21 protein-coding genes are annotated in these 19,690 nt (G+C 66.5%); 7 read left to right on the forward strand and 14 right to left on the reverse strand.

The genetic code is table 11. The features are described 5' to 3' along the window. The first annotated feature begins 14 nt into the window (after nucleotides 1-14). The 6 genes from ACO2SS_RS06365 (at nucleotide 15) to ACO2SS_RS06390 (ending at nucleotide 5,285) form a co-directional block, all read left to right on the forward strand. On the forward strand, nucleotides 15-902 hold the full coding sequence (locus ACO2SS_RS06365) for a branched-chain amino acid ABC transporter permease (RefSeq protein ID WP_423276751.1): 888 nt from the start codon (nucleotides 15-17) through the stop codon (nucleotides 900-902). After that, a complete protein-coding gene (locus tag ACO2SS_RS06370; protein WP_423276752.1) occupies nucleotides 899-1,780 on the forward strand; it encodes a branched-chain amino acid ABC transporter permease in 882 nt (293 codons plus the stop codon). Before ACO2SS_RS06365 ends, ACO2SS_RS06370 begins: the two co-directional genes overlap by 4 nt. Further along, nucleotides 1,777-2,511: an ABC transporter ATP-binding protein gene (locus ACO2SS_RS06375; protein WP_423276753.1), complete on the forward strand. Its 735-nt coding sequence runs from the start codon at nucleotides 1,777-1,779 to the stop codon at nucleotides 2,509-2,511. Before ACO2SS_RS06370 ends, ACO2SS_RS06375 begins: the two co-directional genes overlap by 4 nt. Next, nucleotides 2,508-3,218 carry an ABC transporter ATP-binding protein gene (locus ACO2SS_RS06380; protein WP_423276754.1) on the forward strand — a complete coding sequence of 237 codons (711 nt, stop codon included), beginning with the start codon at nucleotides 2,508-2,510 and terminating at the stop codon, nucleotides 3,216-3,218. The genes ACO2SS_RS06375 and ACO2SS_RS06380 overlap by 4 nt, the downstream gene beginning before the upstream one ends. 175 nt (nucleotides 3,219-3,393) lie before the next feature. Continuing rightward, nucleotides 3,394-4,002, forward strand: a complete 609-nt coding sequence (locus ACO2SS_RS06385) for a cysteine hydrolase family protein (RefSeq protein ID WP_423276809.1) — start codon at nucleotides 3,394-3,396, stop codon at nucleotides 4,000-4,002. 53 nt (nucleotides 4,003-4,055) lie between these two features. Beyond that, complete coding sequence (locus ACO2SS_RS06390) at nucleotides 4,056-5,285, forward strand: ABC transporter substrate-binding protein (protein WP_423276755.1); 1,230 nt, start codon at nucleotides 4,056-4,058, stop codon at nucleotides 5,283-5,285. Between the two features lie 21 nt (nucleotides 5,286-5,306). On the opposite strand, the gene ACO2SS_RS06395 is transcribed toward ACO2SS_RS06390, so the two are convergent. Beyond that, nucleotides 5,307-6,146, reverse strand: a complete 840-nt coding sequence (locus ACO2SS_RS06395; RefSeq protein ID WP_423276810.1) for an MBL fold metallo-hydrolase — start codon at nucleotides 6,144-6,146, stop codon at nucleotides 5,307-5,309. Between the two features lie 52 nt (nucleotides 6,147-6,198). Here ACO2SS_RS06395 and ACO2SS_RS06400 point away from each other — a divergent pair, with 52 nt between their 5' ends. After that, entirely contained in the window at nucleotides 6,199-6,570 is a 372-nt protein-coding gene (locus tag ACO2SS_RS06400) for a carboxymuconolactone decarboxylase family protein (RefSeq protein WP_423276756.1), read from the forward strand. 87 nt (nucleotides 6,571-6,657) lie between these two features. Here the strand turns inward: ACO2SS_RS06400 and ACO2SS_RS06405 are convergent, their stop codons facing one another. The 13 genes from ACO2SS_RS06405 to ACO2SS_RS06465 form a co-directional block, all read right to left on the reverse strand. After that, nucleotides 6,658-8,169: a DASS family sodium-coupled anion symporter gene (locus ACO2SS_RS06405; RefSeq protein ID WP_423276757.1), complete on the reverse strand. Its 1,512-nt coding sequence runs from the start codon at nucleotides 8,167-8,169 to the stop codon at nucleotides 6,658-6,660. Between the two features lie 206 nt (nucleotides 8,170-8,375). Further along, the gene (locus tag ACO2SS_RS06410; protein ID WP_423276758.1) at nucleotides 8,376-9,080 is read right to left on the reverse strand and encodes a GntR family transcriptional regulator; all 705 of its coding nucleotides are present in this window, start codon (nucleotides 9,078-9,080) and stop codon (nucleotides 8,376-8,378) included. Between the two features lie 14 nt (nucleotides 9,081-9,094). Then, nucleotides 9,095-9,916, reverse strand: a complete 822-nt coding sequence (locus tag ACO2SS_RS06415) for an amidohydrolase family protein (RefSeq protein WP_423276759.1) — start codon at nucleotides 9,914-9,916, stop codon at nucleotides 9,095-9,097. Then, entirely contained in the window at nucleotides 9,909-10,676 is a 768-nt protein-coding gene (locus tag ACO2SS_RS06420) for an enoyl-CoA hydratase/isomerase family protein (RefSeq protein WP_423276760.1), read from the reverse strand. Before ACO2SS_RS06420 ends, ACO2SS_RS06415 begins: the two co-directional genes overlap by 8 nt. Then, on the reverse strand, nucleotides 10,676-11,866 hold the full coding sequence (locus tag ACO2SS_RS06425; RefSeq protein ID WP_423276761.1) for an ABC transporter substrate-binding protein: 1,191 nt from the start codon (nucleotides 11,864-11,866) through the stop codon (nucleotides 10,676-10,678). The genes ACO2SS_RS06420 and ACO2SS_RS06425 overlap by 1 nt, the downstream gene beginning before the upstream one ends. A gap of 29 nt (nucleotides 11,867-11,895) precedes the next feature. Beyond that, a complete protein-coding gene (locus ACO2SS_RS06430) occupies nucleotides 11,896-12,312 on the reverse strand; it encodes a Zn-ribbon domain-containing OB-fold protein (protein ID WP_423276762.1) in 417 nt (138 codons plus the stop codon). Nucleotides 12,313-12,315: 3 nt separating this feature from the next. Continuing rightward, nucleotides 12,316-13,479: a thiolase family protein gene (locus ACO2SS_RS06435; RefSeq protein WP_423276763.1), complete on the reverse strand. Its 1,164-nt coding sequence runs from the start codon at nucleotides 13,477-13,479 to the stop codon at nucleotides 12,316-12,318. A 31-nt stretch (nucleotides 13,480-13,510) separates the two neighbouring features. Continuing rightward, a complete protein-coding gene (locus ACO2SS_RS06440) occupies nucleotides 13,511-14,233 on the reverse strand; it encodes an ABC transporter ATP-binding protein (RefSeq protein WP_423276764.1) in 723 nt (240 codons plus the stop codon). Continuing rightward, nucleotides 14,230-14,970 (reverse strand): ABC transporter ATP-binding protein, encoded by a 741-nt coding sequence (locus tag ACO2SS_RS06445; RefSeq protein WP_423276765.1) that lies wholly within the window; start codon nucleotides 14,968-14,970, stop codon nucleotides 14,230-14,232. The genes ACO2SS_RS06440 and ACO2SS_RS06445 overlap by 4 nt, the downstream gene beginning before the upstream one ends. Next, entirely contained in the window at nucleotides 14,967-15,944 is a 978-nt protein-coding gene (locus ACO2SS_RS06450; protein WP_423276766.1) for a branched-chain amino acid ABC transporter permease, read from the reverse strand. The genes ACO2SS_RS06445 and ACO2SS_RS06450 overlap by 4 nt, the downstream gene beginning before the upstream one ends. Then, nucleotides 15,941-16,822, reverse strand: coding sequence for a branched-chain amino acid ABC transporter permease (locus tag ACO2SS_RS06455; protein ID WP_423276767.1), 882 nt, complete (start codon nucleotides 16,820-16,822; stop codon nucleotides 15,941-15,943). The genes ACO2SS_RS06450 and ACO2SS_RS06455 overlap by 4 nt, the downstream gene beginning before the upstream one ends. 8 nt (nucleotides 16,823-16,830) lie before the next feature. After that, nucleotides 16,831-17,985, reverse strand: coding sequence for an acyl-CoA dehydrogenase family protein (locus ACO2SS_RS06460; RefSeq protein WP_423276811.1), 1,155 nt, complete (start codon nucleotides 17,983-17,985; stop codon nucleotides 16,831-16,833). A 5-nt stretch (nucleotides 17,986-17,990) separates the two neighbouring features. Beyond that, nucleotides 17,991-19,481: a class I adenylate-forming enzyme family protein gene (locus tag ACO2SS_RS06465; RefSeq protein WP_423276812.1), complete on the reverse strand. Its 1,491-nt coding sequence runs from the start codon at nucleotides 19,479-19,481 to the stop codon at nucleotides 17,991-17,993. Nucleotides 19,482-19,690 lie beyond the last annotated feature (209 nt).

Genomic DNA, 19,690 nt, shown 5'->3' on the forward strand with positions numbered 1-19,690 from the left:
GCCAGGCCAGAATCATGCTCGACATCCTCCCCCAGCTGATCGTGTCGGGGATCCTGATCGGCGGCGTCTACGGATTGCTGTCGATCGGCCTCACGCTGATCTTCGGCGTCCTGCGCATCGTCAATTTCGCGCAGGGCGAATTCATCATGCTGGCGATGTTCGGCGCGTTCTGGCTGAACCTGCTGTTCGGGATCGACCCTTACCTGTCGATCCTGATCGTTGCGCCGGCGATCTATGTACTCGGCCTCCTGACCGAACGGATCGTCGTGCGGCCGATCCTGCACGCGCCCCACGCGATGCAGATCTTCGCGACATTCGCGGTCTCCGTGATCCTCCAGAACCTCGCCCTGACGCTCTGGGGCCCGGATTACCGATCGGTCCAGGCCTCCTACTCGACCACTTCCTTCGTGGTCGGCCAGGTCTCTATCGCCGCGACCTCGCTCTACGCCTTCCTCACCGCGCTCGCGATGGCGGCGCTGCTTGTCGCCTTCCTGAACTTCACGCGCGAAGGCCGCGCGCTCCGGGCGATGGTGCAGAACCGCTACGCGGCGAGCCTGATGGGAATCGACACCGAGCGTCTCAATCGCGTGGCGTTCGGGGTCGGAGTTGCCTGCGCGGCCGTCGCCGGCTGCATCCTCACGCCGATCTACTACACCTTCCCCGGCGCGGGCGTGGATCTCATCATCACGGCCTTCGTGGTCGTGGTGCTCGGGGGGCTTGGGAGCGTCACGGGAGCGGTGGTCGGCGGCCTGATCATCGGCATCACGCAGACGCTGACCGGGTTTTTCATCTCCGTCGAACTCAAGGACCTGATCGCGCTCGGGCTGTTTCTCCTCATCCTGCTCGTTCGGCCACAGGGGCTCTTCGGCCGCGTCGGCATGGAAGAGGTCGGGACGAAATGAGCCTCTTCAACGATTATTACCTCAACATCCTGGTGATGACCTGCCTCTGGGCGGGTCTGGCGGGCGCCTGGAACTTGATGGCTGGCTATGGCGGCCTCGTCTCGCTCGGTCACGCGGCCTTCCTCGGTATTGGCGCCTACGTGACGGCCATCGCCTACACGAAGTTCGGCCTGTCGCCCTGGATCGGCCTCGTCGCCAGCATCGTCATTACGTCGGCGGTCGCGGTGCTCATCAGCTGGCCCTGCTTCCGGCTGCGCGGCGCCTTCTTCTCGCTCGCCACGCTCGTCTTCCCGATCGCGATGGAGATCGTCGCGAACAACTGGTCCGACATGACTCGCGGGTCGAGCGGCATCGCGATCCCGTTTCGGCCCGGGCTGGAGAACTTCATGTTCTCCTCCCGCCTCGCCTATCTGATCGCGGCGGCGCTGTTCATGCTGCTCGTCTACGGCGTCGCCCGCTGGATGCATCGCGGCCGGCTCGGGCTGTACCTGGTAGCCGTACGGGACGACCAGGCGACGGCGGCCAGCATGGGCGTCGATCCGCTTCGGGTGAAGCTGCTCATCACGCTCATCAGCGCCGCTCTGACGGCGATGGGCGGATTCTTCTACGCCCAGTACATCCTCTTCATCGACCCGCCGAGCGTGTTCTCGATCAACAATTCCGTCCAGGTGGCGCTGCTCGCGATCATCGGTGGCCTCGGCACGCCCGCTGGCCCCATCGTCGGCGCGATGATCATGACGCCACTCGACGGCGCGCTGAGCCAGTTCGTCGGCGGCGGGCCGCGCCTCCTCATCTATGGCACCGTGCTTCTCGCCGTGGTCCTCCTGGCGCCGCAGGGCGTAGTCGGCGCCATCCAGGCCAGGAGGCGGGCGCAATGAGCGCGAACTCCTCCGCCTTGATGCGGATCGAGGGCGTGACACGCCGCTTCGGAGGGCTCGTCGCGGTCGACGATGTTTCTTTCGACGTTCGGCCCGGGCAGATCGTCGGCCTCATCGGCCCGAACGGCGCCGGCAAGACGACGTTGTTCAACATCATCAGTGGGCACATACGGGCCGATTCCGGCCGCGTCGTCTTCGCAGGAGCCCCTGTCACCAAGGCCTCTGCAACCGCCTGCGCGCGAGCCGGGATCGGACGCACCTTCCAGATCGTGAAACCTCTGACGACGCTCACGGTGCTCGAGAACGTCACCGTGGGCGCTCTCCTCCACCATCCGATTGCCGAGGCGCGCCGGCGAGCCGCGGCGATCATCGAGCGTGTGGGAATGGGATCCCTCGCCGGCCGGCCTGCCGGCAGCCTGACCCTCGAAGCGCGCAAGCGCCTCGAACTCGCGCGTGCGCTGTCGATCCAGCCGAAGATCCTGCTGCTGGACGAGATCCTGGCAGGACTGAACCCCTCGGAGGTCAACGACAGCCTCCATCTGATCCGCAGCTTTGCCGAGGCGGATGGCCTCGCCGTGATCATGATCGAGCACAACCTGCACGCGGTCATGTCGCTGGCCGAGCGCGTGGTCGTCCTCGATTACGGGCGCAAGATCGCCGATGGCGTGCCGGCCGAGGTCGTCCGCGACCCGGCCGTGGTTGCGGCCTATCTCGGGAGCGATGAGCCATGAGCCTCGAGATTCGCGATCTTGTCGCGGGCTACGGCGACGTGACTGTCCTGCGCGGCGTCAGCCTCGAGGTGCCGGAGAGCAAGGTCGTGGCCCTGCTCGGCGCCAACGGCAATGGAAAGACTACGACCCTCAACGCGATCTCCGGCCTCGTCACGCAGGTGCGGTCCGGGACCATCCGGCTGGACGGCGTGGACCTTGGCCGAATGTCGCCGCACGAGCGGGTCGAGGCCGGCATCGCCCATGTCCCCCAGGGGCGGCAGCTCTTCCCCTTCATGAGCGTGCGCGAGAACCTCGAGCTCGGAGCCTATGCGCCGCGCGGCCGCAAGCGCGAGGCCGAGACGCTGGATTGGCTGTTCGAGATCTTTCCCCGGGTAAAGGAGCGGCTCGGCCAAGCGGCCGGCTCCCTCTCCGGCGGTGAACAGCAGATGTGCGCAATCGCCCGGGGACTGATGTCGCAGCCGCGCTATCTCCTTCTCGACGAGCCGTCGCTCGGGCTGGCGCCCATCGTCGTCAAGCAGGTGATGCGCGTGATCGGCACCATCGCGAGCCGCGGCATCGGGATCCTGCTGGTGGAGCAGAACGTGGCCCTCGCCCTCAAGCAGGCGAGCCATGCCTATGTGCTCGAACATGCCCGCATCGCGATCGAAGGCCCGGCAGCCGAGCTCGCCAACGACGACCGCGTCCGGCGGGCCTATCTCGGCCTTTGATTCACTAGCAGCGAGTATTTGCGTAGAGCTGAAGGGGCGGAAGACCATGATCATGTCCGCCTCAGTAGGGACTAGAAGTGAATCGCCACCGTCGATGGGAAGCTCGATAGCCGCGATTTGACCTACCCGGCGGCGCGCGCAGATGGACGCGGGCAGCTCGAGCATCCTAGAAAAGATGATGTCCCGGCCCGAACAACTTTCTGACACCGCACTGCTGATCGTCGATCTTCAGAACGATTTCGTGCATCCGGCCGGAGCCTATAGCCGTGCAGGCCAAGGGCACGAGGCCATTGCGGCGCTTCCCGCCCGGGTGAAGCCTCTGGCCGATCTATTGCGCAGCCGCGGCGGCTGGATTGTTTCCACCCAGTTCACGCTTGTTCCCGAAAAGGGCGGCGAGCCCATCATCTCGCCTCATTTGAAGCAGCTGCGGCCTTTCCTCGCCAAGGGCGATTTCGCCCCCAACTCCTGGGGGCACGCTCTCGTGGACGAGTTGCAGCCGGCCGATCTCTCTGTCGAGAAACTCGCCTATTCGGCCTTCTATCAGACACGCCTCGAATGGGTGCTTCGCAAGTGCGGCATCCAGCACCTCTTCGTCTGCGGCATCGTCACCAATGGCGGGGTCGCCTCGACGGTCCGGGAGGCGCATGTGCGCGACCTCGACGTCGCGGTGCTCAGTGACGGATGCGCCGCCTTCTCGCTCGAGACCCATGAGACCGCGCTCGCGGCGCTTCGGCCCGTCTGCCGGGTCGCGAGCATCGAAGAGGTTATGAGCGAGCTTCGATAAGGGCGCTCGGAAAGGGCTGCCGACAACAGCTCATCAGCCAAGGGGGGAAATCAATGCTGTCACGACGTCACGTCCTGGGCTCCGCCGCCGCGCTCGGTGCGAGTTTCGGCTGTCCTGCGATCGCGCGGGCCCAGGCCAGCTCGGTCAAGATCGGGGTCCTGACGGACATGTCGGGGATCTACGCCACGAATACCGGACGCGGCTCGGTCCTCGGCGCCACGATGGCGATCGAGGATTACAAGAAGATCGACCCGGGCCTCAGGGTCGAACTCGTCAGCGCCGACCAGCAGAACAAGCCGGACGTCGCCCTCACCCTCAGCCGCGAGTGGATCGACCGCGCTGAGGTCGACTGCATCATCGACGTGCCGATCTCCTCGGCGGCGCTTGGAGTCGCCAACCTGGTCAAGGAGCGCGACAGGGTGGCGCTTTTCACCGCGCCCGCGAGCAGCGACCTGACCGGCTCAGCCTGCACGCCAAACAGCATCCACTGGACCTACGATTCCTGGGCTCTGAACCAGGGAACCGTGCAAGGCATCATGGCGGGCGGCGGCGACACCTGGTTCTTTCTCACGGCCGACTACGCGTTTGGGAAGGCGCTCCAGCGCGACGCCGCGACCGCGGTGACGGAGCAGGGCGGGAAGGTGATCGGCAACGTGCTGACACCCTCGCCCTCGAACGACTTCTCGTCCTTCCTGCTGCAGGCGCAGACGAGCGGCGCGAAGGTGGTCGGCCTGGCCCAGGGCGGGCAGGATGTGGTGACCTGCATCAAGCAGGCCGCCGAGTTCGGCATGATGTCAGGCAAGCAGCGCGTGGCGGGCCTCGTGATCCAGCTCGGGGACGTGCACGGCATGGGCCTCGCCGTCGCGGGCGGGCTCCTCCTCAGCGAACCGTTCTACTGGGACCTGACCGACGGGACCCGCGCCTTCTCGCAGCGCTTCGGGGCGCAGATGAACGGCCAGATGCCGAGCATCGCGCATGCAGGCGCCTACAGCGCCGTCCTGCACTATCTCAAGGCGGTCTCCGCGCTGGGTGTCGGAGCCGCCAAGGCGAGCGGCCGAGCGACGGTCGAGCGGATGAAGGCGATTCCGACCGACGATCCGCTCTTCGGCCCGGGTTCGATCCGGCTAGACGGGCGTAAGCTGCACCCGATGCATCTCTTCCAGGTGAAGACCCCGGCCGAGAGCCGTGGCCCGTACGACTACTACAAGCTCATCGAATCGACGCCGCCCGAGCGGGCATTCCGGGCCGCGAACAAGGGCGGCTGTCCGCTCGTACCCGCCTGAGAGCGGGATGCTGGCGCGGCTTCAGCCGTTCCCGGGCAGCCGGTAATCGCCCTTGAGGGCCGCGAGGTAACGCCTCACGCTCTCGCGGAAAACGATCTTGGCCTCTCGAGGGACAACGCTTTCGAAGAAGGCGCCATAGATCCGCTCGAACGCGAGCGGCTCGAGCGTCGCCGAGATGGAGGCGACGCTCGCCTCGTTGAGCGGAACCATGTTCGGGTAGCTGCGCATGAAGCTCACGCGTCGGTCGGGCCCGACCTGGACGCTGTCGCCTGTCAGCAGCACGCCGGCACCCTCAGCGCCGGCGGCCCAGTGAAGGACGGAAGCCCCCTCGAAATGGCCGCCTGTCCGGACGATCGTCACCCCGGGCGCGAGTTCGCGGCTGTCGCCCGACCAGTGCACGATGCACGGATCCGGCCGCGTGACCCAGGATCGGTCGTTCTCGTGCAGGTAGACGGGCACGTCACCGAAGGCGCGGCTCCATTCCACCAGATTGGAATAGTAATGTGGGTGGCTGATGGCGATCGCCTTGATGCCCCCGAGCGAAGCGACGATCTCCCGGGTCGCCTCGTCCAGGAAGGGGACAAGGTCCCACAAGATCAGCCCTTCGCCGGTCGAGACGAAGAGCGCCCGCTGCCCGATTGCGAATTTTGGCGAGATGCCGAACCCGTATAGCCCGGGCTCGTGCATTCGCCAGGTGCCGAAATGACGGGCCGAAAGCGCCGGGGAGCTCGTCCAGCCCTGGCCTGACGCCGGAACATATTGGCGTCCGTCCAGGCAGATCTTGCAACCTTCCGGTGGAGCATCTGCCTCGGGGTATTGCTGCCCGCACGCGGTGCATATGAAAGCTGTGCCCACCGGGATGTCCTCTTTTCGGATCTCCGGGTCTCTGCATCATATTTCGGAGCATCCCGCCATGGCCGCTACGCCATCCACGCCCGTCCGAGCGAAGCTCTCGGCGATCGTGCCCCACATGATCGAGCTGACCGAGACGGTCCTCTTCGGGGATGTCTGGGAGCGGGAGGGGCTCTCTAAGCGCGACCGAAGCCTGATCACATGCGCGGCGCTCCTGACCGCCTACCGGCCTGACCAGCTCAAGGGCCACTTCGTACGCGCCCTCTCGAACGGAGTGACCGTCGACGAGCTCAGCGAGATGATCACTCACCTGGCGTTCTATTCGGGCTGGCCGGGCTCGATGGCTGCCGCCAAGCTGCTCCTCGAAGTGGTCGAGGAGCAGAAAGCTGCCGAGCAACCCGCTTCTCGATCCAAGGCGGACAAGCCGGGTTAGTGGGAGAGCGCCCGGAGCGAGCTGGGCTCACGCGTCCGCCCGTCTCGGTAAGACCGGGTTGCGTCGTAGGCCTGGACGATGAGCAGATCACCAGAGGCCCAGGAGCTTCCACCAGGCGCTCCCCAGCACGGCGTAGATCAGCAGCTCGCCGATGCACATGACGAGGCCGACCCTCCACCATGTGGCCATGGTCACGTAGCCGCTGCCGAAGATGATCGGCGAGGTCCCGGTGGCGTAATGCGTCAGCGTCATCATGATCGTGGACCCCGCCGCCATCATCAAGGCAAAGGGAGCGACATAGTCGGGGGGCACGAGCGCGACGCCGACCGTCAGGAAGGCCAGCATCATGGCGCTGATATGCGCCGTCGTGCTGGCAAAGAGGTAGTGGCTGAACACGAAGAGCAGCACGAGGATCGCGGCGGCAGCCTGCCAGCCGACCCCGGAGGCCAGGATGCCGTCCTGAAGGCGCGCCGACAGCCAGGCGATCACGCCGGCCTCGTTGAGCTGCTCGGCCATCATCACCAGCGCGCCGAACCAGATCAGCGTGTCCCACGCGCTCTTCTCGGAGAGCACGTCGTTCCAATCGAGCGTGCCCGTGATGATCAACACGAACAGCCCGACGAAGGCGACGACGGTGGGGTCGAGAACGGCCGCCTCCCCGAGCACAAGCGCAGGCACGTTCGCCCAAAGGACCAGCAGCAGGCCGAAGGTGCCGATCATCACTCTCTCGGGCCCGGAGAGCGGGCCCATCTTCGTCAGTTCGGCCCGCGCGTATTCGACTGCGTGAGGTGTCGCCCTTACGGCAGGCGGTGAAAGGACCGCTATCGCGAGCGGCATGAGGCCCAGGCAGACAAGCCCTGGAACCGCCATGCATATCGCCCACGTGGTCCAGCTCAGTTCGAGGCTCTGGTCCGTCGCGCGGGCGATGTAGTCGACGACCAGCGGATTGGGCGCAGTCGCCGTGACGAACATGCCGGACGTGATCGTGTTCGCATGCATGTTCACCAGCGCCAGGTAGGTGCCCATCTTGCCCTCCGTTCCCTTGGCCGGGTCGGAATCGAAGGAGGTGGCGATGGACCTCATGATCGGGTGCACGATCCCGCCGCCGCGGGCCGTGTTGCTGGGAGTGAATGGCGCCAGCAACAGCTCGCAAGTGGCCAGGCCGTAACCGATACCGATCGTGTGGCGGCCCATGAGCCCGATGAAGATCAGGCCTATCCGCCTGCCGAGACCTGTCTTCCTCAAGCCGCGCGAGATCAGGACGGCCACGACGATCAGCCATATGAGAGGGCTGGAAAAACTACTCAGCGCGTCGGCTATGGCCTCCCGCGAGGACGCAGCCGTAACCTGCGACAGCGCCACGACGACGATCGCCATCATCGCGATGACGCCGATCGGCATCACGTTGAGGATGATGGCGAGGATGGTCGTCAGGAAGATCGCAAGGAGCGCCCAGGCCTTCTCCGTCAGTCCCGCCGGCGCCGGGACCAGCAGCAGGATCGCGAGCACGACCGTGGCGATCAGTGCGGGCTTGAGCCTGAACGGCACCGCCCCCTCGAAATAGAGGAACGCCGCCTTCAGCCGCCCGTACATCGTCATCAGATCCGCCCTCGTCAGCTCCGAGAGACCGGGCCACCGTCAGCCGGGCGTGGCCACAACGCTGATCGTCTCTCAACAGCCGAAATGGCGATTGTTTCCGATGTTGCTGGAGGAAGGTGCGGGTTAGACTTGGTTTGGTACTTCAAATACGATCGAGCGCCATCATTGTAGTGGCGCTCTGATGCTTCGCAGCGACGTCCCGCAGATCAGGTCGTTGACCGACCTGGGCCGTTGGCGACCGTCGGCGTCGATATGTTCGGCGGTGCCGAGCGCCTCAATGACGAGATGAAGACGTGATGGGCCGCACGGATATGGCTGCGCATGACGGAGCCAGCCCATACGCTGTCCCGGCCGCGGAAGGCCGCGATCAGCTCGCGATGATGCGTCATGCTGCGGGCGAGGTCTTCGTCGGAATAGACGTGGAACGTCCGCGTCACGAGCGCCATCTCGACGACGCTCGAGATCATGGCCGAGAGCCTCTGATTTGCCGCGGCCGTGATGATGATGCGATGGAACTCGCCGTTCCGCCGCGCAAGCTCGGCAAGGTCGCGATCGGGTCCCGATCCGACCACGCCCTCCATCTCTGTCGCATAGCGCTCGAGTTCTTCGAGCGCGGCAGGCGTCAGTCGAGCGGCGGCGACCTCGGCAGCATGCGCCTCAAGCACCGTCCTCAGAGCGAAGACCTCTTCGACGTCCGATTGGGACCAGTGCGTAACGTAGGCGCCGCGGTTCGCGAAGAACTCCACCAACCCCTCGGCCGAGAGCCGCCGCAGGGCCTCCCGGACAGGCGTGCGGCTGATCCCAAGGCGGTCGGCGACCTCCGCGGCACGCAGATGCTGCCCAGGCCCATAGGTCCCGGACGCGATTGCCCCCCGGATCGCTTCGTATGCCTGCTGTATCGCGGCGGCCACCGGTGCTCCAGCGGCTAGCGGATGCCAAGAAGGCGACGAGCGTTGCCGCCCAAAACCAGCTCGCAATCCTGGTCCGAGAGATCGGAGGCAAGGATCTCGTAGAGCGGGAACGGATGGCTGAAGAGCTTCGGAGACGAGTAGAAGTCGGTGCCAAGAAGGAGCCGCTCCGCCCCGTTCTTTGCGACGAAGGTCTCCATCATGTGCGAGACTGGGATCATGACGCCCGTGTCGAAGACGATGTTGGGATGCTTGCTCGCCAGATAAGGCATCCAGTGGGCCAAGTCGGGTGACGAGAAGGCATCGAGCGCCACGAAGGTGAGATCGGGGAACTTGTCAGCCAGAATCTCGAGCTTCCAGGGCGCTTCGAGCTTCGAATCTCCGATGATGTGGATGAAGGCCGGAACATTGTGCTCCTGCACGCGCTCGAGGAGCGCGTCCATCCGCGGATGGTCGATCGCACATCCCTGGAAGCGGTGATGCCAGATGATTCCGCGCATGCCGAGCTGGGTGACGCAGCGGTCGATCTCGTCGAGTGAGCCCTCGCCTTCGAGCGGGGAGACGGTGCCGACGGCGGCGGGGAAGCGATCTGGCCAGCGATCGCGATAGATGGCGACCTGGTCGTTGACGCGGCGGGTGTCGGCAATACCGTTCGGCGCCGGATACCCGTTGGACGGCATGAGCAGCGCCTGCTCGATACCGTTGGCGTCCATGAAGGCGATGCGCTTGGCAGCGTCGTCCTCCATCGTGCCGGCGCCGGCAGCGCCGTGCGACACGATCTCGAGCGAGCCGACATGGTGGTGCAGGTCGAAGACCCGGAAGTCCTGGGGCTTACGCATCGGCATTCCAGAAGCGGGAGAAATCGGCCTTTCGGCGCTCGGCAAAGGAGCCGAGGCCCTCGCGCCACTCGGCTTCGGGGATGTCGCCAAGGATCGCACGGACGAAATCCCAGTCGAGCGGGGCTGCCCGCCGGGCCGCTGCCTTGACGGCCGCGAGCGCGCCCGGCGGCACCTCGTCCGTGATGCTGCGCGCGAGCGCGATGGCGGCCTCGACCTGTTCGCCGACCGGGACAATGCGGCTGACCAGCCCCAGGGTCGAAGCCTCCGGCGCCTCGACCCGCCGCCGGGTCAGGATCACATCCATTGCGCGCCGCCGCCCCACGAGCTGGACGAGGCGCGCGAGGCCGGTATTCGGCATCACGCCGAGGCCGAGCTCGGGTAGGGCGAAGCTCGTATCCTCCGCCGCGACCACGAGGTCGCAGCAGAGCGTCAGCTCGCAACCTCCGCCCAAGACCAGCCCGTGCGTGGCGGCGATCGTGACGCGCCTGTCCGCGTCGATCGCCTGGAACAGGTCCATCGGCGTCGGCCCGGTCGGAGCGCCCGTCATCCAACCGGCGCCGAGGAGGTCGCCGATATTCGCGCCGGCGCAGAACGCCCTCCCCTCGCCCGCGACCACCAGCGCGCGCGCCCTGCTCGCCTCCGGCGATGCGAGCGCGGCGAGCGCACCCTCGACGAGGCTCGTCGAAAGCGCGTTCCGGCGCTCGGGCTCCGCCAGGGTGAGAAGCCCGACCGTGCCGCGGAGCTCGAAGCGAGCACCCATCACTTCACCGGGTAGACAAGCTTCCCGCCCGCCTTGGCGGCCGGGAACACAACCTCCTCGCCCTCTTTGCGGTGCTGGGTGACGACCATGGTCTCATCGCTGAGCAGCTGGTGCTTGGCGGCATCGGAGGCCTTGTAGCCGATCTTCCCGTAGGGCGTGTCGAAGGTGAGGCTCGAGAGCTTCTCCTGCACTTTCGCAACGTCGGTGCTGCCCGCTGCCTTGATGGAATCGGTCAGCGACTTCAGGCCGACATAGCCCTGCAGGAAGGGCGAGATGATCGTCTGGCCTGTTGCCGCTTGAGCGTTCTTCACGAATTCGGCCACGCCCGGCGTGGTCTCATGTGCCGACCACTCGGCGATCATGGCAGTGCCTTCGCTGAGGTCGCCGTAATCGGCGCGCTTGTCGCCGGCAGAGACCACCATGGTAAGCTTCGGCTTCACCCCCAGGCTGTTCTGCTGCCGCACGAGCTGCAGGTTGTCGCCCGAGTAGCCGACGGAGAAGAACACGTCGGGATTCAGCGACTTGACGCGCGTGAGGATCGGCGAGAAATCCGGCGAGCCGGTCTTGAAGGGCTCCTTCATGACGAGCTGTAGACCCTCGGCCTTCATGTATTGCTCGGCGTACTTCGCGGCGTCGGCACCGTAGAGCCCGTCCTCGAATGCGAGCGCGACCGTCTTCGGCTTCGGTTCGATCGACGCGATGAAGCGCGCCGCCGCCTTCTGCCGGTGATAATCCCAGATATAGACGTGGTAGTACCAATCCTCCTTGCCGAAAGTCGTCTCCAGCCTCACGGATGACGATCCCGTGTGGATGAAGAGCGGCTTGTATCGGCGCACGCTCGACAGCAACGCGAAGTCGGCCGTGCTGCCGTAGCCCCCGACAAAGGCGTAGACCTTGTCTTCAGTAGCCATCTTGGACGCGATGGTCGCAGCCGTGTTCGGCTCGCTCTTGGTGTCCTCGATCAGGAGCTTGACCTGCCGGCCCAGCACGCCGCCGCTCTTGTTCAGCTCCTCCGCCGCGTACTTGATGCCTCCGAGGATCACCTGCCCCCCGACGGCCAGCACCCCTGTCATCGGCAGCGGCACGCCGATGAGAAGCGGTTCGCCCGTTTGCGCGAAGGCGGGACGGGCGGCCATGGCGGCGGCGGTCGCAGCCGTGACCTGGAGAAACTGGCGTCTTGAGGAACTCATGGTGACCTCCCTGGCTCTTGTGGTTGATCTCAGCGACCTTCGTCGCGCTGGAAGAATGGCAGCCGTCGCCCGTCGATCTCCGGGAAGGTGACGGTGACGGAATCGCCCGAACGCACTGCGTCGCGGCCTTCGCCGATCAGGCGGCTCGCCATGCGCGGCCCCTCTTCGAGGTCGACGAGGACGACCGTGTAGGGCAGCTGGCTCGCCCATTCTTCGCCGTGGAAGGAAACGGCGACGTGCGAGAAGGAGAAGACCTTGCCGCGCCCGGAGGCGCGCTTCCAGCCGAGGCTCCGGCTTGCGCATTTCGGGCAGTGGATGCGCGGGTAGAAGAAGACTTCGCCGCAATCGTCGCACACCGGGAGGACGAGCTCCTCACGGTCGCAAGCATCCCAGAAGGGTGCGCTCGCGGCGGTCGGCTGAGGCAGGACGGCGCGCAGCTCCGACATCGTTCAAACCTTCTCGAGGATGGCGACGCCGCAGACGGAGAATACGCCTCCGTTGCCGCTGACGAGGGCACGCCGGGCCCCGTCGACCTGGCGTCGACCGGCCTCGCCCCGCAGCTGCCGCACGGCGTCCACGAGATGCAGCATGCCGCCGATATGCGCCTGAGAGAGGAGGCCGCCATGCGGGTTGACCGGCCAGCGCCCGCCCAGCGTGGTCGCGCCTGAGCGGACGAGGGCTCCCGCTTGCCCCGGCTCGCAGAAGCCGAGCGCTTCCAGCGTGACGAGGACGGAGATCGTGAAGGCGTCGTGCAGGTTGACGACCTGCACGTCCGCCGGCCCGATGCCGGCAGCCTCGTAGGCGGCGCGGCCCGCCTCGGCCATCCCGAAATCCGGGATGTCGGGCATGTCGACGACCGAGTTGTGCGTCGTCTTCATGCCCAGGGACCGCATCTGGACGGCGCGGTCGCCGAAGCGCTTCGCCCGGTCGCGGCTCGCGACCAGCAGGGCACCGCCGCCATCCGCGACCAACGAGCAATCGAGCAGCCGGATGGGCGAGCTGATCATCCGGCTGGCGGCATGCGCCTCAAGGGTGATCGGCTTCTTCATCATGGCGTTGTCGTTCAGCAGCGCATGCTGCCGCGCGCTCACCGCCACCGCGCCGAAATCGGCAATCGTCGCGCCGTAGAGATCGATGTAGCGCTGCGCGACGAGAGCATAGGGGATCACCATTCCCTGCAGGCCGAACGGCTCTTCCCACTCTTCTCCGCCGAGCAGGTTCTTGAGGTGAAACCCGTGCGTCCCCTCGGCGCGTCCGGTGAGGCCGTTCTCGCCATAGACGCAGACGGCAAGTTCGCAATGCCCGGCCTCGACGGCCCAGATCGCCTGCTGGAGCATCGTCATGCCCGTGACGGTGCCGCCGACATCGACGGTCGCGCTGAAGCGCGGCTTCACGCCGAGGTATTCGGAGAGGGTCGTCGAAAACATGCTGTTCGGCGACTGGTACGGGTCGAGGTTGATGACGCCGTCGAGCTCCGACAGCGCGCAGCCGGCATCCTTGAGTGCATCCAGGACGGCAAGGGCCTGGATCTCGACGGACGACATGCCGGGCAGCTTGCCGACCGGCGTCTCGCCGATTCCGACGATGACCGCCTCGGTGCTCACCGCGGGCATGATGGTGCAATCCCTTCGGCGGACATGGGTCTCACAATCCGAGATAAGCGCTACGGAGTTCGTCGCTCTCGACGACCTCCGCCATGGGTCCCGACAGGGCGACGCGGCCCTCTTCGAGGACGATGCAATGGTCCGCGATCTGCGTCGCGTAGCCGACGTTCTGCTCGGCCATGACGATCGCGCATCCGCTATTCCGCTTGATCTCGGCGAGAGTCCCGAAAAGCTCCTCGACGATCTTCGGCGCAAGCCCGGCCGAGGGCTCGTCGAGCAGGAGGGCGCGCGGCGCCGTCATCAGGGCGCGACCGACGGCGAGCATCTGCCGCTGGCCGCCGCTCATGGTTCCGGCGGCCTGCGAGCGGCGTTCGCGAAGAATCGGGAAGTAGCCGTAGACCTGCTCAAGCAGGCCGTTCATCTCGGGAAGCGTGCGATGGCCGGAGGCGGCCACGTAGGCCCCACGCAGATTGTCGAGCACGGTGAGGTTGGGGAAGCAGCGCGCCCCGTCGGGAACGAGCGAGACGCCGCGCCCGGGCAGCATGAAGGGCTGCAGGCCGGAGAGGTCCTGCCCGTCGAGCATGATGCGGCGGCCGCTGCTTGCGACCGTGCCGATGATGGCGCGCAGCGCGGTGGTCTTTCCCGCGCCGTTCGAGCCGAGCACCACCAGGAGGTCGCCCTCGTTCACCGCGAGATTGATCCCGCCGAGCACCTGAAGGCGGCCGTAGGATGCGCCGCCGAGCGCTGCCTGGAAGCGGCTCATCCCTTGAACCCCTTGCCGAGATAGGCCTCGCGCACCGCCGGATCAGCGAGCACGCTCGCTGGCGAACCGGAAGCGAGCAGCTTCCCGTTGTTGAGAACGATCACGCTTTCGCAGAGGGTAGTGATGACCCGCATCACGTGCTCGATGATGACGATGCTCAGGCCCGCCTTGTGGATCTGACGTACGAGGGCCATCACGCCGACGGAATCCTCGTGCGAGAGGCCCGCCATCACCTCGTCCAGCATGAGCACGGAGGGACCGCAGGCCAGGGCGCGCGCGATTTCGAGGCGGCGGAGGTCGGTGACCGAGAGTTGCCCGCACGCGCGCTTCAGGAGCGGGCCCAATCCGCAGAACGAGGCGACGGAAGCGGCGTCCGTCAGGCCCGGGATCAGATGGCGCGATCCGCGCCCGTAGATGAGCGGAACGGCGATCACCTCTTCCACCGTGAGCTGCGGGGGAACCTTCGGGATCTGGTAGGTGCGGGCGAGCCCGTGCTGGACGATGCGGTCCGAGCGCTCCGCCGTAATGGCGCGGGAGCCGAGCCGGACCGCCCCCTCGCGCGGCTTGATCTGGCCGGAGACGGCATTCACGAGCGTGCTTTTTCCCGAGCCGTTCGGGCCGATCAGGCCGGTGATCTGCCCGGCCGGGAACGTCGTCGTAACGCCGTCCAGGGCACGCAGACCGCCGAAGGCGACCACGAGCCCTTCCGTGGCGAGTTCCTGGGACGAGATGGTCATGGCTCCGTCCTGAGTCCGGCGACGGGGCTCACGCTCGACGGTTTCGTCTCGCGCTTCCGCACCGCCCGTACGAGCTTCGAGAGCAAGCCGACGACGCCCTGCGGCAACGCCATGACGAAGATGATGATCACGGCGCCGTAGACGACCTGGTAGCCGGTGCCGCCGATGAAGGTCCGAGCGCCCTCCTCCAGAGCTTTCAGCAGGATTGCGCCGAGCAGCGGCCCGAGCGTCGTGTCCATGCCTCCAAGGATCGCAATGGCGAGCGGGAGGACGCTCCAGTTCGGCGTGAAGACGTCGGTCGGGACGACATAGCCGTAGAGCCCGCCATAGCACGCGCCGGCGAGACCCGCGAAGACGCCCGAGACGATGAAGGCGAGGAGCTTCGTCTTCACGACGGGTACGCCGCTCGCGGCGGCGAGCTCCGGGTTGGTGCGGATCATGAAGAAGGCGGGCCGGAAGCGCAGGGTGAGGAAGATGTCGGAGGTGATCACCGCCGCGAGCAGGAGCCCCGCAATGATGAGGAGCTGCCAGCACGGCTCCCCGCCAGCCACGACCGGCGGCGCAATTCCGCCTGCCCCGCCCGTCCAGTCACCGAAGACGAGGACGGCCACCTGCAGCGACAGCATGAAGCCGAGCGTCGCGATGGCGAAGTACATCCGCCGCAGGCGGAGGGTAATGAGGCCGAGCAATGTCGCGGCGAGCGCGCACACGACGACCACACCGACCCAGGCGAGCGTGATGCCAAGAAGCGGCTCGATCAGCGCGGTCGAGTAGGCGCCGAGCCCGAAGAAGGCTGCGGAGCCCAGCGAGACCTGCCCCGTCCGGGAGAGGATATCCCAGGCAAGGGCTAGGATGGCGCTGATCGCCACCCCGATGGCGAGCTGGATCCAGAACGGCTTGTTCGCGTAGGCGATGCCGCCCGCGACCGCGATGATCGCGAGGTAGGTCAGGACGCGGCCTGTCCAGCTGGTCATGCGCGCTGCTCCGACCCGAACAGGCCCGTCGGTCGCACCACGAGGACGATCACGATCAGGAGGAAGGCGATGCCGTAGCCCCAGCTTCCTCCGCCGGGGACGAAGGTCGCCGTGACGCTCTCCGCGATGGACAGGATTGCGGCGCCGACGAGCGCGCCGCCGATGCTGCCGAGCCCGCCGAGCGCCACGATCGCGAAGGCGCGCATCACGAGGTCCACGCCGACGAGCGGGTGGACATAGAGGATCAGCGCGACGAGGCCGCCGCCGATGCCGGCCGTGAAGCCGCCGATGACAAAGGACAGGCGGAACATACTCCACACGTTCACGCCCGAGAAGATCGCCAGTTCGTGGTTCTCGCTCGCGAAGCGCAGGAGCAGCCCGTAGCGGGTGCGCCGCATGAACCAGATCAGCGCCCCGTACAGGATGGCCCCGACGATCAGGACGACGAGATTGTTGCCGGGGACCGTGACGGGCCCAAGTCGCAGAGGCGGCAGGAGCTCCGGCGCGTGCATGACACGGGAATCCGGGGTCCAGGCGATCATCGCGAGGTTGATGACCAGGATCGACAATCCGATCGTGGCGAGGATCTGGTTGTGCTCGTCCTGCCGAAGCACCCGCGCAAGGAAGCTATCGAAGACCAGCCAGGACAGGGCCGCGATCGCCACGCCCGCGACCAGCATGCCGAGGATCGGTGTGAGGCCGAGCCCGACATAGAGGAAGTAGGTGATGAACGCGCCCAGCATCACGAACTCGCCGTGGGCGAAGTTGATGATGCCGGTGACGCCGAATTCGAGCGTGAGCCCGGAGGCGATCGCCGCGTAGAGCCCCGCGACCGTGATCGCGAGGAGCAGCGTCTGGGAGAGGACGACGGGATCCATGCCGCTGCTCAACCGACCAGATTGCGCGCGATTTGCAGGCGCTGCATCTCGGATGTGCCCTCGCCGATCCGAAGGCCGCGCACATCCCGGAAGATGCGCTCGACCGGCAGGTCGGTCATGAAGCCCGCCCCGCCGAAGATCTGTAGGACGCGGTCCGCGACCCGGCCGGCCATCTCGCTGCAGTACAGCTTGGCGCGGGATGCCGCGATACGCGTATCCGGATGGCCCGCATCGGCGAGTTCGGCGGCCTGCCTGCACAGCAGGCGACCGGCCTGGAGTTCGACGTCGCTGTCCGCGAGCATGAACTGGATCGCCTGATGCTCGCCGAGCCGCTTCCCGAAGGTTTTGCGCTCGCGCACATAGGGGAGGACCAGATCCATCAGGTGCTGGGCCATGCCGACACAACGGCAGGCGACGAAGAGCCGGTCGTTGTTGATCGTCGCCATCATGATGGCGAAGCCATTGCCCGGCTCGCCGAGCACGTGACTGTCCGGCACGAAGCATTCGTCGAACGAGAGAGCGGAGAGCGGGTAGCCGCGCCAGCCGAGCTTCCTGAACCGGCGCTCGATCGTGAAGCCGGGTGATCCGCGCTTCACGATGAAGGTGCCGAGACGTTGCTTGAGCGAAGCGTCCTTGTCCGTGACGGCAAGGACGATCGTATGGTCGGCGGTCTCGGCATGCGAGATGAAGTGCTTCGCGCCGTCGATTCGCCAGCCGCCCTCGACCCGCGTGGCACGCGTCCGCAGCGCGTTCAGGTCCGAGCCGGCGTCCGGCTCCGTCAGCGCATAGGCGACGGTGGTCTCGGCCCGCATCAAGGGACCGACGAACCACTCGCGCTGCGCGTCGTTCGCGAAGCGGATCGAGCCCGGCAGGTGGCCGATCGCCTCGCCGAGCGCCATGCTCGTGTGGCCCATGGCTTCGTCGATGGCGGCGATCGCAACCCGACTCAGGCCCGGCCCTCCGATTTCGGCCGGCATGTTGTATCCGTAGAGCCCGAGCGAGAGCGCTTCCTGGCGCAGCTTCGCCATCAGGGCGGGCTCGATCTCGTCGGCCTCGTCCACCGCCGCCTCGTGCGGCGCCAGGGACCGGTCGACGAAGCTGCGAACGGTGCGCACGAGGAGTTCGAGCTCCTCCTCCGTCTCGCGAGGAGACACGTCGGCCATGGAGGTCACGAGAAGCTATCCATCGTTTCGGTGGCGACCCAGGCTTCGATCGCGTGCCGCTGGATCTTGCCGGTCGTCGAGCGTGTGATGCGATCCGCCGGGACGAGCCGGATGCCTTTCGGCTGCTTGTAGCCGGCCAGTTCCTTGCGGCACCGCTCGCGCAGGACGGCGATGTCGAGGCCGGGGTTGCTCGATACGACGAGCGCGACCGGCACCTCGCCCCAGCGCTCGTCCTTCCGCCGAACCACGACAGCGTCGATCACATCCGGATGACCGACAAGAACGCGCTCGATCTCGGCGGGATAGATGTTCTCGCCGCCCGACTTGATCATGTACTTCGCGCGATCGACGAAATCGTAGAGGCCGTCTGGCCGGCGCCGGAAGAGGTCTCCCATGTGGAACCAGCCGTTCCGGAAGTCCTCGGCGGTGGCCTTGTCGTTGTTCCAGTAGCCGCTGAACAAGGTGGGCCCGCGCATGGCGAGCTCGCCCGGCTCGCCATCGGGGACATCGCGGTCGTCGGCATCGACGAGGCGGATCTCCGCGCCCTGGCTGGGCGCCTTGCCCAGATCGGATGCGTTCCCCTTCGGGAGTTGGCGACCGGAGAGCGGCGGCGTGCCGGTTTCCGTCGCGCCGAAGCAGTTGAGGAAATCGCAGCCGAGGAGCTTTGCAACGCGCTCGACCTCGTGCGGGGGCGAGAGATCCGCCATCACGCCGCAGGTCTTGATGCCGAGCGGCTTCGTCCCACGCCGCTCCAGCGCCTCGATCATCCGGCCGATCGCGCCCGGCATGATCGAAACCCACTCGAAGCGCTCGGTCTCGATCTTCTGCGCGATCAGATCGGGATCGAATCCGTCGATGACGATCACGCGCCCGCCGGTGAGCAGCGCATGCAGCGCAGGCTCCGTCCCGCCCATGTGGTAGAACGGCGGCCAGGCGAGGTTTGTGTTTCCCGGCCGCACTCCGAGGTCGAAGGGCACGACCAGCATGCGGGCGACCTCACACCGATGGCTGAGGACGGCGCCCTTCGGCAGTCCGGTCGTGCCACTGGTGTAGAGGATCAGGAAGGGATCCTCCGGCTCCGCGACCTCCGGCGGCTCATCGGCTGCGGCGCGGGCGAGACGGCGTTCCCAGTCCGATCCGAAGGTCAGGATCTCCGAACCACCGGCGACAGCCGACAGCGTCTCCGCGAAGCGCGGTGAGGCAATCGCAACGCGCGGCGATACGAGCCCGACGCAATGGGTGAGTTCGCCGGGCGTGAGCCGCCAGTTCTGGCAGGCGATGATCGCGCCGAGGCAGGCGCCCGCGAGTTGCACCTCGATGTACTCGGACCGGTTCTCGGAAAGCACCGCGATGCGGTCGCCACGGGAGACGCCGAGGCTCGCCAAGAGCGCGGAGGTTCGGTTCACCCGCTCGCCGAGCTCGGCGAAAGTCCAACGCTTGTCGCCGTCCTCCAATGCAGGGCGGCGAGCGTGGAGGCGAACCGCATTCTGAAACAGCGACCCGACGGTACTGGCGGCAGCTCGCCTGACGAGCGTTGCGGCCGATCGCGACGCGGATGAACCGCTCGCGGAGACATCTGCCGTGAGGCCGGCCGTCGTTTCCACCCAAGCACCCTTATTTGTTGATTGGATGCAATACCGCGGGGACCGCCTCTGTCAACCGGTCAAATGAGCCGGATTGCATCCACACCCCCCTGAACAAAGCT

The organism is Enterovirga sp. CN4-39, from assembly GCF_049446235.1.
Lineage (GTDB): Bacteria > Pseudomonadota > Alphaproteobacteria > Rhizobiales > Beijerinckiaceae > Enterovirga.

Coding starts and splice junctions, on each gene's coding strand:
- ACO2SS_RS06445 (WP_423276765.1), bottom strand. CDS start 14,970: ATGACCATCTCGTCCCAGGAACTCGCCACGGAAGGGCTCGTGGTCGCC.
- ACO2SS_RS06440 (WP_423276764.1), bottom strand. CDS start 14,233: ATGAGCCGCTTCCAGGCAGCGCTCGGCGGCGCATCCTACGGCCGCCTT.
- ACO2SS_RS06460 (WP_423276811.1), bottom strand. CDS start 17,985: ATGGCCGACGTGTCTCCTCGCGAGACGGAGGAGGAGCTCGAACTCCTC.
- ACO2SS_RS06435 (WP_423276763.1), bottom strand. CDS start 13,479: ATGCCCGCGGTGAGCACCGAGGCGGTCATCGTCGGAATCGGCGAGACG.
- ACO2SS_RS06455 (WP_423276767.1), bottom strand. CDS start 16,822: ATGGATCCCGTCGTCCTCTCCCAGACGCTGCTCCTCGCGATCACGGTC.
- ACO2SS_RS06385 (WP_423276809.1), top strand. CDS start 3,394: ATGATGTCCCGGCCCGAACAACTTTCTGACACCGCACTGCTGATCGTC.
- ACO2SS_RS06390 (WP_423276755.1), top strand. CDS start 4,056: ATGCTGTCACGACGTCACGTCCTGGGCTCCGCCGCCGCGCTCGGTGCG.
- ACO2SS_RS06425 (WP_423276761.1), bottom strand. CDS start 11,866: ATGAGTTCCTCAAGACGCCAGTTTCTCCAGGTCACGGCTGCGACCGCC.
- ACO2SS_RS06375 (WP_423276753.1), top strand. CDS start 1,777: ATGAGCGCGAACTCCTCCGCCTTGATGCGGATCGAGGGCGTGACACGC.
- ACO2SS_RS06400 (WP_423276756.1), top strand. CDS start 6,199: ATGGCCGCTACGCCATCCACGCCCGTCCGAGCGAAGCTCTCGGCGATC.
- ACO2SS_RS06420 (WP_423276760.1), bottom strand. CDS start 10,676: ATGGGTGCTCGCTTCGAGCTCCGCGGCACGGTCGGGCTTCTCACCCTG.
- ACO2SS_RS06405 (WP_423276757.1), bottom strand. CDS start 8,169: ATGACGATGTACGGGCGGCTGAAGGCGGCGTTCCTCTATTTCGAGGGG.
- ACO2SS_RS06365 (WP_423276751.1), top strand. CDS start 15: ATGCTCGACATCCTCCCCCAGCTGATCGTGTCGGGGATCCTGATCGGC.
- ACO2SS_RS06370 (WP_423276752.1), top strand. CDS start 899: ATGAGCCTCTTCAACGATTATTACCTCAACATCCTGGTGATGACCTGC.
- ACO2SS_RS06430 (WP_423276762.1), bottom strand. CDS start 12,312: ATGTCGGAGCTGCGCGCCGTCCTGCCTCAGCCGACCGCCGCGAGCGCA.
- ACO2SS_RS06415 (WP_423276759.1), bottom strand. CDS start 9,916: ATGCGTAAGCCCCAGGACTTCCGGGTCTTCGACCTGCACCACCATGTC.
- ACO2SS_RS06450 (WP_423276766.1), bottom strand. CDS start 15,944: ATGACCAGCTGGACAGGCCGCGTCCTGACCTACCTCGCGATCATCGCG.
- ACO2SS_RS06380 (WP_423276754.1), top strand. CDS start 2,508: ATGAGCCTCGAGATTCGCGATCTTGTCGCGGGCTACGGCGACGTGACT.